This window comes from Kordia sp., assembly GCF_022447245.1.
Classification (GTDB): Bacteria; Bacteroidota; Bacteroidia; order Flavobacteriales; family Flavobacteriaceae; genus Kordia.
In genome coordinates, this window is record NZ_JAKVBC010000022.1 from 27,687 (window position 1) to 41,992 (window position 14,306).

Consider the following 14,306-nt stretch of genomic DNA (forward strand, 5'->3'; position numbering starts at 1 on the left):
GAATTCAAATGTTGTTTTTTCATAATAAAAGTTTTATAAATTAATTACGATAAACCTAGATCAAAACAATATTTTTTAAATCGTGCAAAGTGTAGTATTTCTTTAAAAAAAGTATAAGAAAAAAAATCATTTTGCTGTAAATTATGAGCTTTATGTTAATTTTAACTAAAAAATAGCAACGAAGTATCATATTCACAGAAAGCTATTTTGTAAATTTGTGATTGGACAAAAAAATATGGTAAAAGAAAACGTAATTCTAGTAAACGAAAATGATGAGCAAATTGGTTTGATGGAAAAAATCGAAGCGCACGAAAAAGCATTGCTACATAGAGCTTTCTCAGTATTCATTCTCAACAATAAAGGCGAGTTAATGTTGCAACAACGCGCCTTACATAAATATCATTCTCCTGGACTATGGACAAATACATGTTGTAGTCACCAACGTGAAGGTGAAAGTAACATTGCTGCAGGTAAACGAAGATTACAAGAAGAAATGGGATTTGTTACGGAACTTGCGGAAGCAGTTTCGTTCATATACAAAGCCGCTTTTGACAACGGATTAACCGAACATGAATACGATCATGTAATGATAGGAACTTACAATGAAGAACCTATCATCAATCCTGATGAAGTTGCCTCTTGGAAATGGATGGATGTGCAAGCAGTAAAAGATGATATTGCGGTAAACCCAGATACATATACAGCTTGGTTTAAAATCATATTTGAAAAATTTTACGAACACATAAAAGTTGATATATGAAAGTTACCGTAAGTAGAAGAGCACACTTTAACGCAGCACACCGATTGTATCGACCAGATTGGGACGATGTTAAAAACAACGAAGTCTTTGGTAAATGTAACAATCCAAACTATCACGGTCACAATTACGAATTAATTGTCAGTGTAAAAGGTCCGATAGATCCTGAAACGGGGTATGTGATGGATGTCAAAATTTTAAAAGACCTCATTCGCTCGGAAGTTGAAGATGCCTTTGATCATAAAAATCTGAACTTAGATGTTCCTGAGTTTAAAAACTTAAATCCTACAGCAGAAAATATTGTAGTGGTTATTTGGAATAAACTAAGAAAGCATATCAGTACTACATTAGAGTTAGAAGTAGTATTATATGAAACACCTAGAAATTTTGTAAAGTACACCGGAGAATAATAATAACATGATTTTACATCCTTTAAAATTCGAACCAATCTATAAAGAACGTATTTGGGGAGGCGACAAATTACGAACGCAACTCAACAAAAATGTTTCTGGGGAAGCCATTGGAGAAAGTTGGGAATTATCGGATGTAAAAGGAGAACCATCTATAGTAGCAGAAGGCGCTTTAAAAGGAAAAACACTTCAGGAATTAAGTGAAACATATAAATCAGCATTATTAGGAAAAAAAGTATACGATGCTTTCGGAACAAAATTTCCACTTCTCATCAAATATATAGATGCTAAAAGTGACTTATCTATTCAAGTACACCCAAACGATCAACTAGCAAAAGAACGTCACAATTCATTTGGAAAAACGGAAATGTGGTATGTAATGCAAGCTGACGAAGGCGCAAAATTAATGGTAGGTTTCAATCAAGAAGTGACCAAAGAACAATATCAAAAGCATTTAGATAACAATACGCTTACAGAAATTCTCAACTTTGAAGAAGTAAAAAAAGGCGATGTGTATTTTTTGCCTACAGGCAGAATTCATGCCATTGGTGGCGGAATTGTCTTAGCGGAAATTCAACAAACTTCAGATATTACCTATCGTATTTATGATTGGAATAGAGTAGATGCACAAGGAAACTCACGTGAATTGCACACAGCACTTGCCTTAGATGCTATTGATTACACATTACACGAAGAATATAAAACGGCATACAAAGAAGCGAACAACGAAGTAACTACTGTTGTAGATTGTCCCTACTTTACAACGAATCTCATTCCGTTTTCGGGTGAATTAGTTCTAAATCATGATGACAAGGATTCTTTTGTAATATACATGTGTGTAAAAGGAAACGTAACCTTTGAAACCAACATGTTCAAAGAAACGCTCAAATTCGGAGAAACATTACTACTGCCAGCAACGCTTAAGAATGTAAAAATAAGTACTGATGAAGCTTCTGAACTTTTAGAAGTATATGTGAAATAAACAATTTCAGATCGCCAAAAAAATAAATGATTTTAGAAAAAGTTACTTTCTTAGTTTATGATTCGTCATTACGAGGAAGTATGACGAAGTAATTTACTATAACCATTCACAAAACAGCATTTAAACCTGCAGATTGCTACAAAATCTAACAATCTACAAATCTGATCAATCTAACAAAGTCTAAACAAAAAAATCCCAAGCGATAAACAACTTGGGAATCTTATAATTCACGAAACTTTGCGTATAGGTCTTTCTAACAGTGGAAAGCCAAACAAAGCATTACAAATGACTTCTTCGGTCTTTGATTTCTTCTTTGGTTTGGTCACTATAATACGCACCATCAACTTTTTTGTGTCTTGTTGGATCAGTTGAGCCTGAATTGTCAAAGAGTCGTTTAAACGCGCGCTTTTGGTCATTTTAAACGCATAATCGACAATAGCAGGAACGTCGTGAATATAAAATTCTCTAATCGGATAGGTGGCTACTTTCTGAATCTTATCAAAAAGAATATGTGGATGTAAAAATCCATTGTGGTTTGTTACTTTCTTCGTAACTAAAAACTGAATATTTGTCTGTATTTTATTTTTTGCTAATGTGTTCATAATGTAAAATTTTAATGGTGTAACAAGAGTGGTATTGGTTCAATAGGCGTATAGGATGTATTAAAACCAAATAAGGGTTTCATAAATTGAATTGTCATTTCGATCATCTGGGTTACATTTTTTGCGAATTTCATACTAAAAGATTTTAAAAATTAAACAGTTTAAAAATATAAAAGGTGCTTTGTCAAAAGCACCTTTATAAGTTTATAATATAGATATTGAATTGTTAACTAGTACTTATGTCGATGCTTATCATAGATACGTTTTGAATTCGATACAGGAATATAAATCATAACGCACTTGGTCTGTGCATTGCGATTCATAAATTGGCGATATAAGTATACTAAAGCATTCATTGGTATAAAACTAGAAAATTAAAATTAAACCTACTAACATTTGTGATGTTTATAACAAATTATATACCATTTTAGTTTAAATTTGCAAAAAAATATACAACATGTCGAATAAAAGAGATTTAAAAAAGGACTTAAACTACGTTTTTGGAGATATCATTGACGCAGCTTTAATATGGCAAATGGCCAATCCAGATGCAGATGTAACAAAGAGTGAAGAAATCATTGATGAATCTATCAAAAGTTTTGACGAATTGATAGCGGAAGCAAACAAAAGAGGTGTTGAAAATGCAAAAGCACACTTCAAAGGAATTAGACAATCATTAGAGGCAAAAGCAACAGAATTGGTGACAAAAATTAATAGTCTTTAAAAAAATAAAAAAAAGGTTTGCAAAAAATAAAAAGCTTTTTATATTTGCAACCGCTTTGCCGATGTAGCTCAGCTGGCTAGAGCAGCTGATTTGTAATCAGCAGGTCGTGGGTTCGAGTCCCTCCATCGGCTCAAAGTAAAAAAGCTCCTTTCAAAAGGAGCTTTTTTTGTACCCAAAATCAAAATGTATTTGAGTGTATATGTTATTAGTTTTCAGCTATAAAAACAGCTTTATAAACTCCATTTGAAACCTTACTAATTTCAAATCTATTCAAATTTTTACGTTTTTTACCAAATAGTTCTTGAGCACGTACATCATATATTTTTTCAAAACCTTGAAATACTTCTGCAAGATTTGTTAGATAATTTTTAAATGTATCGTTATCATCAAACGTTAGACTTACCAAATACGAGATTGATTCTTCATCAATATGCTTTTTTATAAACTGATATACTTCTTCCTTATAATTTATTCCTGAACTACTTAAATTGAGCTGTAGGTATTCAATACCATTCAATGTTGCCACGTTACCTGTTATAGTTGCTTTATTCAAATCAACTTTTGGATACACAGAATCATCGCGAGAAGGATCTGCCCAATGAAATGGCGGAACTAAAAACGGTTGAATCATTTGTTTTCCAGAAGCGGTTTCTCCATAATAAATTACTTTTCTTCGATCCAATCTTCTTAGTTCAGTATGAAATTCTCTCACTTTCTTCATTTTCTGATTCCCATCTATTTTTAACCGTACTGGAAAATGTCGACCAGATAATGCTTTTTTAGGTATGGATGCAACTTCATTATTTTTAGAAGCTGTACTGTCCATGTTTGAATGTATGAACATATATTGATCTATCAATTCTTGTTTAAGTGCAGGCGCTATCTCACTAATTCCAGAAAGTTTTCCATCAATAGATACTTTGTCATCCGAAATAACAAATGTTGTTGTTGGAAATAAAGTACGCTTATCAATTATGTGTATAGGATTATCTTTATTGTTTAAATATTCTTTAAAAAGAACATCTTCTTGAAGGGATGCTTGTGTGTTAGTTTTTGAATTGCATTGTATCAATACTAAGCTAAATAGGATAGCGCAAGTGATAGTCAGTGCAGCTTTTAATTTCCCTGTAAGTCCTGATTTTTTATGTTTCATCATAATTATTCTCTTTTTTATAAATGATAAATTAAAATTGTTTACCAACCCGTGTGAGTTGTTGCTAACTAATTGTCTCAATAGTAAGGTCTGGTAATCAACTAAGGAATAACCTGCTTTAATTATTTTTTTATCTGCTATATATTCATGTATTGCTTTTAAAGAGTTAATAAGTATCCAAATCAATGGATTAAACCATAGAAATGCTGCTATAAATTGTATAAATAGTAAATCAAATGAATGTTTCTGTTCAATATGTGTTTTTTCATGCACAATAATCTGATCAAGTTCTAACGTATCTGTAATGCCTTCATAAACAAAAGCATGTTTTAAAAATGAAAATGGCGCAATAGGATAGGAAACCTTTACTACTTTTATCCCATTAATTTCTACTTGAGGATACTTCAAAATCATTTTCTGAAGCTTTCTAAAGTTCCAAAACAGTTTCGATAAACAGAATAAAACTCCAATGATATATATGCTCCATACAAACTTCAAAAAAATATATGTCCAATCAATAGTCGTTGATTCATGAACTTCAGAAGTTGTATCATGCGTAGAAATTGAAGTTTTAGAAGCTTTGTATTCCCATGTTTCCGCAGTTTCATAATAAGACGCTCTAAAGTTGCCAAACTCTTCAATAGAGTTGTCTATAACTGTAATATTCCCTTGGCTAAAATCAAAACTCATCAAAGGCAACAGTAGTGAAAAAACAACGATTCCAATAAGGAAAAACCGATTAAGGTTAAAGAACGTCTCTTTTTTCAACACAGCAATATAGAAAACATAAAATACGGCTAATATGACGCTAGATTCCAGTAAGTATATTATGAATTTACTCATCTTTCTTAGCTTTAAGTTCAGCTAACATTCTCATGGCTTCATCCAATTCCTTTTCATCCAGTTTTTTGCTTTCTGCAAAAAAGTTGACGACTTGAGAAAGTGAATTATTATAATAATCGGTCACTAATCGCTTCATTTGGCCTTTACTATATTCTTTTTTACTAATCAATGGATAGTATTGGTGCGAATTTCCATAAGCTTTATAACCTACGATCTCCTTTTGAACTAACACTCTAACAATCGTTGATACCGAATTGTAAAGAGGTTTAGGATCAGGATATTGTTCAATAATATCTTTGATAAAACCTTTTTTAATATCCCAGAGAATTTTCATTATTTTCTCTTCTACCTTAGTTAAAGTGACCATTACTATATGAGTTTTATTAATTAGCAGTACAAGTATACAACTTAAAATTAAGTTATAAAACTTATTTTTAAGTTAATTAACTTAATTATAAGTTAATCTATTTATTTTTAAGTTGAATTGAAGTTAGATTTACTTTAATAACAAAGCTTTGTACAAATAATAAACGCCTAAATTTTGTTATTTGAGGATATTCCAATAGATTTAGGAATAAATGACACTAACACGTCTCCTAAATTCAAAAGATGAAAAGAATCGCAATCGTTTTATTAGTTATTGTTTCCTACACACAAACAGTTACTGCCCAATTTAATTTAACTCCCGCACAACAATACTTCTTGAATGAATTACGAGATGCTTATGGCGGGCAACTGATGTTTGCAAATAATTACCAGAAAACCTCACAATTGTATAATGAACTAGCAAGATATTCAGGAATGAGTTTTCCAGTAGTGTTTAATCAAACATTTCGTTGGGGAGAAGCTCATTATGGAGGGTTAATCATCTTAGACTATTCTACAATTCACAAAAATAGAAATGTACTTGCTTTTGTATTTGCTCATGAGTGGGCACATCAAGCATTAGGTCATCAACCAAATTTATATAGACCCAACGGAAATAGATGGCGTGTGCGAATATCTAAAACTCAAGATGAAGATGAAGCAGATTATTATGCAGGACAATTTCTAGCTGCTTTAGGATATGATGTAGAAACAGTTGTAAATTATCTGAATGGAATTCCAAATTTACACAGTACAACACATTCTTCACCTCAAAAAAGAGCTCAAACAGTATTGAATGGTTATCATAGTGTACAAAGATCAACAAGTCAATTTGAAACATATAGATCATCAATTCCTACAGCTGGTAGTATCTCTAAACAAAAGCTACAATACAGAGATGTGTTTGTAGAAGATTTTAACAATAATGCAAATAATTGGAAAATAGGGAGAGATTATAAAAAATACAAACTCTCATCAGATGGAGAACCAAGTATACTCAATGTAACGTATGCAATATCAAATGGAAGATATGTCATTAAAAGTAATGGTGATTATGGACAAGGAGGAATTGGTTCGAAACAATTAAAATTTAATGCCAGAGAAGATTTTGAAATTTCTACAGTATTCTATTTATATTCAGGAGGGTTTGAATTACGATGGGATTCTTGTAATGGAGAACCAGATGAAGATGGTTCTTATGAACAATTTTCTAACTACGTTAGCATTGGTTCTGATGGAGAATATGAAATTGGACATCATAATAGAAATGTAGAGTTTGGAGGAATAGGAAAAGAAGGAAAATTTACATTTGGAACAAGAAATAGAGTATACTTGCAAATTATTTATGAAAATGGAGTCTGCGAGTACTATATCAACAAAAAACTGGTAGCAAAAATGAAAGCTGATGTTTGTGGAAATGGCGCAAGCTTATCCGTAGATTCCAAAGCAGATGTAGAAATTGATAATATAATGATACTACCAAAAAATAACTAAATACGTATGACCTTTAAAGAACTAAAATTAAACAAACCCATTGTCCGAGCATTATTTGAAAAAGGATATGAAGATCCAACTTTAGTTCAAGAACGTGCCATTCCAGTAATTTTAGAAAAGCAAGATATTATTGTTTCTGCTCAAACTGGAACAGGAAAAACAGCAGCGTATGCGTTGCCCATCTTACAATTGTTGTTTGACAAGCAGGATGCACCAAAAAAAGGAAAAAAAATACGTGCTTTAGTAGTATGTCCCACACGTGAATTGGCAATTCAAATTGAAGAAAACTTTAAAGCCTATAGTACCTACACAAACTTACGTACAGGAGTTGTTTTTGGAGGCGCTTCTATGGAACCTCAAAAAGATATGCTCAAAAAAGGCGTGGATATTTTAGTAGCTACGCCAGGACGATTGCTAGATTTACACAAGCAAGATCGTATCAATCTTGATTATGTAGAAACTTTGGTATTAGATGAAGCTGACTTAATGTTAGACATGGGATTCATAGATGATGTAAAAAAAATAGAGCGTTTGTGTCCTGATAAAAAGCAAATTTTATTGTTTTCAGCAACGATGCCCTACAAAGTAGAACACTTAGCAAACTCTATTTTAAGAGCACCAGAATATATTGAAGTAGCGCCAACATCTTCTGCAGCCAAAGGTGTGAATCAAGTGTTGTATTATGTGCCGAAACCAAAAAAAATAGAACTCTGTTTACACCTACTTCGAAACAATATCAAAGGAAGTGTTATCATATTTAGACGAACAAAATACGGCGTGGATAAGCTTGAAAAAACATTGCTTCGTAACAACTATAAAGTAGCAAGCATTCATGGAGATAAATCGCAAAGTCTACGACAACAAGCCTTAAACGATTTCAAAAATGGTGATGCTAATATCTTCATAGCAACCGATGTAGCTTCCAGAGGAATTGACATTAAAAATGTAGATACTGTCATCAATTTTGACATTCCAAATGTATCAGAAACCTATGTGCATAGAGTAGGAAGAACGGCAAGAGCTGGTGCGTCAGGAATGGCATTGTCTTTTTGTTCAGCAGATGAGAAAAACTATATTAAGGACATTCAACAATTGATTAATACAGCTATTCATGTAGAAGAAGAACATCCGTATCCACTCGATCCAAAAGCAAAACCACAAGTTCATAAAAAGAAAGGAAGTAAATATAAAAAAGGAAGAAAGTCTGAAGCTTCTAAAAAGAAGAAGAAACGCTGGTACTAAACGGTTGTAGATTTTAAGAACAAATGAACTTCATTAAAAAATATTGTATTTATCTTTCAGTTATCTTCTTTATTTCATGCTCTTTTGAGACTTCAGAACTTAAAAAAGGAATGTGGAAATATTGTGGAGGATATTATATTGGTGATTTTTTCAATACAACAAATATGTCTTTTATAAATGACACAATATATATCAACAGTATACCAAAAGCACTTATAATTGGAAAAGAAGAAAGCTTTTTGGGAGCTACTGTTCGAAAGGTAGTTATTAGGTCTTTAGCATCCAATGAAGAAGGAACATACTGTGGAAAATAAATATGTCACTTCGAGTTTTTTTCATAATGAAATAAAGAAAAAATCTATTGAGAGAAACGCTGAAAAGTATAGCCTCATTCTTTTTTATATCTTTTCAACGAATTATAATCTTAATCTACACTTGAAAATGCGATATCAAATTCTTCTTATAATTACAATAAGTTTTATTTCTTGTGAAAAAGAAGTTTCAGAAAAGAACTATGATACGGCCAGAATTCTTTCTTACGAAGTCAATCCAAAAAAGTCGAATTTACAATTCTGTTGGAAAAATGAACAGGGACAAATCTATGGAAATGCTAAAAATTTAAAAGCTCAACTACAAACAAAGGGACAAGAATTAATTTTCGCAATGAATGGTGGTATGTACAAAAAAGATCAATCGCCACAAGGTTTGTATGTTGAAAACGGGAGTATTATTACACCCATAGATGATAAGAAAGTAGGATACGGAAACTTTTACCTACAACCAAACGGTATTTTTTATATAACCAAAGATAATGTAGCTGCCATTTGCGTTACAGATGCTTTAAATGTTGCTAAGAGAAATATAAAATATGCCACTCAATCTGGACCAATGTTAGTGATTGATGGAAGACTGCATGCAAAACTTAACCAAGGTTCTAAAAACCTGAATATTCGTAATGGAGTAGGTGTATTACCGAATGGAAATTTGCTATTTGCCATGAGCAAGGAGAAAATTAACTTTTATGACTTTGCCACCTTTTTTAAGCAAAATGGATGCAAAAATGCTTTATATCTTGATGGATTTGTTTCAAAAACCTATCTGCCTGAAAAAAACTATGAACAACTAGATGGGAATTTTGGAGTGATGATAGTAATTGTTACATCTGAAGAGTGATTTTTTTAAAAGTTTCAAATATATCGTATCTTATAGTCAGAAAATATAATTGCAACTTAATCATTTACAGATGAAAAAATATGTATATCTTTTAGCTATGCTTTTTGCATTTCAATCGTATGCTCAAAAAGACAAAACAGTTTTTGAATTGAATCCTTCTCAAAGCATGTTAATGACTGGGAAAGGAATTGGGCAAGATGGTGCCATCAATCCGTATAAAGATGGAAATAGTATTGCTATGATAAAAAATCTTGGTGAAAATGAATTTTCAATTCGTGTACAACGTGATGGGAAAATTATAAAGCAAACAACACTCGCAGCAGGAAAAGCAACGAAAATAGCCTTAGCCAAGGGAAGTGAATTGTACTTTGATACAGAGCAAAAAGCAACTGTAAAGTTAGAATTCATGGATGGTTTGAATTAAAGAACTATATGTTGATATAAAAGAAAAGAGATGGAACTTTCCATCTCTTTTTTTATAGCTTACTTTTTGTCGTCAAAATGTTCCTTTAAGAAGTTTTCAATTTTACCAACTTCTATTTTTTCTAAATCTTGGGCTTCTTTCTTTAAGACTCCTTCCATTTCAGTACCCAAAGCATCGACAGCTTTAAAAGGAGTTCCATCAAAATAACGAGGTTTTGTTCCTGGTCCCGTAGGACTTCCATGATCAGCCTGAATAGATTTTCTCCAGCGTTCGGCATGTGTACGCCATTCTTCAGTATCTACTAAAGCGGGTTGCGTAAACCAAACATTCCAAGTCAAAGTATTTCCTTTCTTTAGCATATTTCCAGAAGCTGTATTAAAAGCAAACATGACCATTTCATTAAAGTCATCCACTATTTTATTCCCTGTTTTTTTAATGCCGCCAATTTCTACATCAATATGACCCACATTCCAAGCTTCTTCTTCATGCCTTGCAAATGGCGGGCTTTTAAAACGAGGTGTTTCTCCTTGGCTTACAGGAAATATTGGCTGATTTGGGTCTTGAAACTTATGTGTTTGTACTTTAATTGCTTTTGCCTTTGAAGTTGGGAAATCCAACCCTAAATCATTAAAAAGATCCCAAAGTTTCTTTACCCATTCTTTTTGTAATGAACTTGGACTAAACCAGATAGTACCTTCTACGGTCATATCAGCATAAAACGTTTTAGTGGTTTCATCAACCCAGCCACGTTGTCCAGTTACGGTAACCTCTACATTCATACAACCAAACGTTGGTGAACATGCTCCTTGCTGCGGACAAATAATAGAATATACACGTCCTTCATTGGTATAGCCAAGTCTGGAAATATAAGGTGAAAACATTTGAAAACATCGAGAAGCTTCATTTCCCAGAACGGTTTGCCAACTAAACTCTGGCCACTTGACACCTTGTTGTCGTTGTAATTTATCAATATTGTCCATATTGTCTAACATTGGTAAAGAAGACAAATCTGGATTAGGATAAGCAAATGCAGGATTCGACTGCGCAAATCCGCCAATCCATCCTGGAGGAATTTGGGTAGTACTCATGGTAATTAGTTTTTTTTGAATTTATAGATTCCTAAAGTACTTCTTTCAACTAGTAAGAAATAGCGTATAAGTACGGGGTTTACATAATTATTTTATACGTGTTTTTGATTCTTGATGAAAATTGGAATTTGTAAATTTATCCAAATAAGATCTCAAAAATATATTATGAAAATACTGTTAAAGCTATTATTTGTTATTTGTTTGGTAAGTTGCGTAAGTACAAAAAATGACATTGTGGTAAACCCAAGTTTGACCAAAAACTTAAAGATTGCAAAAAGTGATTTACAAATCATTACGCCAGATATAGAACTTAGTGAAAAGAAAAACAGTAAGTTTCTAAAACATCCTGCAAAAAGAGAAGAATTACGAAAATTAGTATTACAAACAATACAGTCAAAATTCCCTGATGCACCGTATGTTGAGGTGCCGTTTTTATATAAAGGTTCGTATACGATAAACAGTGTATTAGAAACAGAACTTAACTACAAAACAAAAAAAGCGCCAGCAGAAATTTTAACAACAGGTAAACGATATAGCATTTTAATAAGCACAAATTGTTATTTTGGAGATGTAGAAAGAGGTGTTATCAATCTCGTTTTGATCGATAATCAAAAGAAAACTCGCAAAACATTGGAGCATTATCGATATAAACACAGTCCACTAGAAACAGAGAAATTCAAGCGTAAAATTTTAAAAGTTTTAGATCAATTATAATCAAAAATTCATAGCAATTTGCATGATTTACTACACAGAATAAACTTTTATTTCAAATTTATCGTTAGATAGTAAGAACCAACCTTTCTGATATGAAGTGTAAAAGTGTAAAAGTTGTAGTATATACGATCGTATTACTTTTTTCGATCCAAACATTTGGGCAAGATCTACGTCCTGAAATCAAAAAAATAGCAAAATCAATGGCTAGTGGAGCGCAGTTGGAAGGGCGTTATATCGGAATAGGAGGAATGCCGTCGAACCAATATTCAAAGTATAAAAAGCTTAAAAAATTAGCCACAGAAAAAGAACTTTTAACATTGCTTCAACACGAAAGTAGTATTGTAAAAGGATATAGTGCATGGGCTTTGGTTGATAGAAAATATACTGATTTAGAATCAATCTTTAGTACATTTCTCAATACGTTAGAGACTGTACAAAGCCAAAGTGGTTGTGTTGTTTCGGAAGATTTGCTCGCTTGGGAATTGTATTCGAAAGTGCTTTATCCTTCAGGTAAAAAAATGCTAACTAATAAAGACAAGAAATATTATATAGAACAACTTCAAAAACTAGATCATATCATACTCAGAAAGAGAGCGTATTCTTCTTTATTGCGACTTGCGCTTAAAAATAATCAAGCGAATCCTGAGAATTATGACATTATAAAAACGCTTGCTTTAGAAGATAATCATGTAGAAGCATTGACTGAATTAGCTAAGTACAAAAATGAACAGGATATTGATGCTATTTTAGAAAGAGGAACAGATGCTTTTTATGCAATATCTTATTTTCCGAACCCGAAGTTTTGGAATTTTTAACACAATATAAAGCTACTGAGAACTCTTTGGAGTATTTTAGGGCAATCGCAGCATTTCAAAATGATGAAGCACTACAAACACTAACAAGCATCTATGAAGCATTGTTAAATGAAAAAGGAAAAGGTATTAAAATTTAGCCGAAGCTGTAATTGAGTTGTATTGTCCGAAATACAAAAAACTAACACTGCAAATCTTCGCAGATACTAGATTGATCAATTTTGACCATGCAAAAAAGCTATTAAAAATTGCGCCTAAAGAATCATTAACTTACTTTATAGATGGATTGTTAACTGACGGAGGGAATCATTTTTTAGAGGATTATCTTTCATATTCAAGCAAAGGTTCGGTCTTACCTTTACTTCTAAAAAATATAAAAAGATATCAACCAGAAAGAATACCTGAAATATGTGTTTACAATGTAACAAAAGCAGAATTTGTTCATTTAGTTATATTCATAGAAATTATTATTGAAGATCAAATTGTAGCAGCAAAACAACCCTTACTAAAAAGATTGAAAAAGAAAGCCTATCCTTTTGAGACGTTTCATTTAACAGAGGCATTACTTTCTTTTGAAGATAAATCGATGCACAAAGAAATTAAGGAAATACTATTAGCTTCTCGAGAAAGTTGGGATCGAGGAAATTGGTCAGCATCTTTTGATGAACTCTTTGAAAAGTATGGGATTTCCATTGAATGATGCATACATAAAAAAAACTCAACCTTTTAGAGTTGAGATTTTATATAAATTATTTTGAGTATAATCTGGATTCAACCATATAAATTACTTACTTTCTTCAGTTTTACGTTTCTCTACTAATTCCTTCAATTTTTTTCCATATTTAGAAGCCGCAATTTTTGGTGTTAATCGCTTGTAAATAGTATCTAAAAAGCGAGAATTGGCATCATAGGTTTCTGTTGTTGTAACGTATGGTGAAATTTCCTTATCACCATTCGTAATCGCATAATTCAGAATGTATTGCATACGACTTTTAGCATAACGTGCAATTTTATCATTGATTTCCGCCACGGTTTTCGTGTCTTCTTCTTTTTGCGCGTCCATTCCGTCGCGTAACAACATCAATTCTCTAGTGTTGTATTTGGTCATATATTCTTTAAAAGTCACCAAATCTTTATGATTTTTTGAACCGGTAACTCTTGCATCTTTTACAAATCTACGCAAGGTAGTATTGAATGTCATTTCACCTGGTTCTGCAAAAAACTCTACACGATCATTTAAGTCATTAAAATCTTTTTTGTTCAAATAGAAATACAATACTTCTGGTTCATCAATGGTCGTAGTAAAGCTAAAATTAGCATCACCATTTACCACAAGAGAATCTAACGTTACCAAGGTGGTATCTTGTATTTTTTGCAGAAATAACGTTCCTTCCTTTAAACCATCTATATTTCCAGAAATGGTTAAGTTTCCTTTTTTATCATTTCCACAAGCAATAAGCCCTAAAGTAACTAAGGCAAGCATACATTTTTTGAACATCATATTGAATTTTAACGAGCGCAA

General features: G+C 32.2%; 18 protein-coding genes and 1 tRNA gene. 14 read left to right on the forward strand and 5 right to left on the reverse strand.

The window, feature by feature from the left end; all coding sequences use genetic code 11:
- Window positions 1-235 precede the first annotated feature (235 nt).
- The 3 genes from idi to MK119_RS15130 are packed head-to-tail and all read left to right on the forward strand — an operon-like array spanning window position 236 to window position 2,149.
- Window positions 236-760 carry an isopentenyl-diphosphate Delta-isomerase gene (gene idi, locus MK119_RS15120; protein ID WP_290680289.1) on the forward strand — a complete coding sequence of 175 codons (525 nt, stop codon included), beginning with the start codon at window positions 236-238 and terminating at the stop codon, window positions 758-760.
- Window positions 757-1,167 carry a 6-carboxytetrahydropterin synthase gene (locus tag MK119_RS15125; protein WP_290680291.1) on the forward strand — a complete coding sequence of 137 codons (411 nt, stop codon included), beginning with the start codon at window positions 757-759 and terminating at the stop codon, window positions 1,165-1,167. The genes idi and MK119_RS15125 overlap by 4 nt, the downstream gene beginning before the upstream one ends.
- Window positions 1,168-1,174: 7 nt before the next feature.
- Complete coding sequence (locus MK119_RS15130) at window positions 1,175-2,149, forward strand: type I phosphomannose isomerase catalytic subunit (protein WP_290680293.1); 975 nt, start codon at window positions 1,175-1,177, stop codon at window positions 2,147-2,149.
- 227 nt (window positions 2,150-2,376) lie between these two features.
- Here MK119_RS15130 and MK119_RS15135 read toward each other — a convergent pair whose 3' ends face one another.
- Window positions 2,377-2,751, reverse strand: coding sequence for a hypothetical protein (locus MK119_RS15135; RefSeq protein ID WP_290680295.1), 375 nt, complete (start codon window positions 2,749-2,751; stop codon window positions 2,377-2,379).
- A 457-nt stretch (window positions 2,752-3,208) separates the two neighbouring features.
- Between MK119_RS15135 and MK119_RS15140 the strand changes: the two genes are divergently transcribed.
- On the forward strand, window positions 3,209-3,475 hold the full coding sequence (locus tag MK119_RS15140) for a hypothetical protein (RefSeq protein WP_290680297.1): 267 nt from the start codon (window positions 3,209-3,211) through the stop codon (window positions 3,473-3,475).
- A 57-nt stretch (window positions 3,476-3,532) separates the two neighbouring features.
- Window positions 3,533-3,606, forward strand: a tRNA-Thr gene (locus tag MK119_RS15145).
- Between the two features lie 74 nt (window positions 3,607-3,680).
- Here the strand turns inward: MK119_RS15145 and MK119_RS15150 are convergent.
- Window positions 3,681-5,471, reverse strand: a complete 1,791-nt coding sequence (locus MK119_RS15150) for a M56 family metallopeptidase (protein WP_290680299.1) — start codon at window positions 5,469-5,471, stop codon at window positions 3,681-3,683.
- Entirely contained in the window at window positions 5,464-5,838 is a 375-nt protein-coding gene (locus tag MK119_RS15155) for a BlaI/MecI/CopY family transcriptional regulator (protein ID WP_290680301.1), read from the reverse strand. Before MK119_RS15155 ends, MK119_RS15150 begins: the two co-directional genes overlap by 8 nt.
- Window positions 5,839-6,080: 242 nt before the next feature.
- Here MK119_RS15155 and MK119_RS15160 point away from each other — a divergent pair, with 242 nt between their 5' ends.
- From MK119_RS15160 to MK119_RS15180, 5 genes are all read left to right on the forward strand, one after another.
- Window positions 6,081-7,331: a hypothetical protein gene (locus tag MK119_RS15160; RefSeq protein WP_290680303.1), complete on the forward strand. Its 1,251-nt coding sequence runs from the start codon at window positions 6,081-6,083 to the stop codon at window positions 7,329-7,331.
- A 6-nt stretch (window positions 7,332-7,337) separates the two neighbouring features.
- Entirely contained in the window at window positions 7,338-8,573 is a 1,236-nt protein-coding gene (locus tag MK119_RS15165; RefSeq protein WP_290680305.1) for a DEAD/DEAH box helicase, read from the forward strand.
- A gap of 23 nt (window positions 8,574-8,596) precedes the next feature.
- Window positions 8,597-8,887, forward strand: a complete 291-nt coding sequence (locus MK119_RS15170; RefSeq protein ID WP_290680307.1) for a hypothetical protein — start codon at window positions 8,597-8,599, stop codon at window positions 8,885-8,887.
- Window positions 8,877-9,746, forward strand: coding sequence for a phosphodiester glycosidase family protein (locus MK119_RS15175; protein ID WP_290680309.1), 870 nt, complete (start codon window positions 8,877-8,879; stop codon window positions 9,744-9,746). Before MK119_RS15170 ends, MK119_RS15175 begins: the two co-directional genes overlap by 11 nt.
- Before the next feature lie 70 nt (window positions 9,747-9,816).
- Window positions 9,817-10,170: a hypothetical protein gene (locus tag MK119_RS15180; RefSeq protein ID WP_290680311.1), complete on the forward strand. Its 354-nt coding sequence runs from the start codon at window positions 9,817-9,819 to the stop codon at window positions 10,168-10,170.
- A 59-nt stretch (window positions 10,171-10,229) separates the two neighbouring features.
- On the opposite strand, the gene MK119_RS15185 is transcribed toward MK119_RS15180, so the two are convergent.
- Window positions 10,230-11,258 (reverse strand): hypothetical protein, encoded by a 1,029-nt coding sequence (locus MK119_RS15185; RefSeq protein ID WP_290680313.1) that lies wholly within the window; start codon window positions 11,256-11,258, stop codon window positions 10,230-10,232.
- 165 nt (window positions 11,259-11,423) lie between these two features.
- Between MK119_RS15185 and MK119_RS15190 the strand changes: the two genes are divergently transcribed.
- The 4 genes from MK119_RS15190 (at window position 11,424) to MK119_RS15205 (ending at window position 13,484) form a co-directional block, all read left to right on the forward strand.
- The gene (locus tag MK119_RS15190; RefSeq protein ID WP_290680315.1) at window positions 11,424-11,972 is read left to right on the forward strand and encodes a hypothetical protein; all 549 of its coding nucleotides are present in this window, start codon (window positions 11,424-11,426) and stop codon (window positions 11,970-11,972) included.
- A gap of 92 nt (window positions 11,973-12,064) precedes the next feature.
- The gene (locus MK119_RS15195; protein ID WP_290680317.1) at window positions 12,065-12,787 is read left to right on the forward strand and encodes a hypothetical protein; all 723 of its coding nucleotides are present in this window, start codon (window positions 12,065-12,067) and stop codon (window positions 12,785-12,787) included.
- Window positions 12,775-12,924, forward strand: a complete 150-nt coding sequence (locus tag MK119_RS15200) for a hypothetical protein (protein ID WP_290680319.1) — start codon at window positions 12,775-12,777, stop codon at window positions 12,922-12,924. The genes MK119_RS15195 and MK119_RS15200 overlap by 13 nt, the downstream gene beginning before the upstream one ends.
- Before the next feature lie 17 nt (window positions 12,925-12,941).
- Complete coding sequence (locus MK119_RS15205) at window positions 12,942-13,484, forward strand: hypothetical protein (protein ID WP_290680321.1); 543 nt, start codon at window positions 12,942-12,944, stop codon at window positions 13,482-13,484.
- A gap of 84 nt (window positions 13,485-13,568) precedes the next feature.
- Here MK119_RS15205 and MK119_RS15210 read toward each other — a convergent pair whose 3' ends face one another.
- Window positions 13,569-14,285, reverse strand: coding sequence for a DUF4369 domain-containing protein (locus MK119_RS15210; protein ID WP_290680323.1), 717 nt, complete (start codon window positions 14,283-14,285; stop codon window positions 13,569-13,571).
- Between the last annotated feature and the right edge of the window lie 21 nt (window positions 14,286-14,306).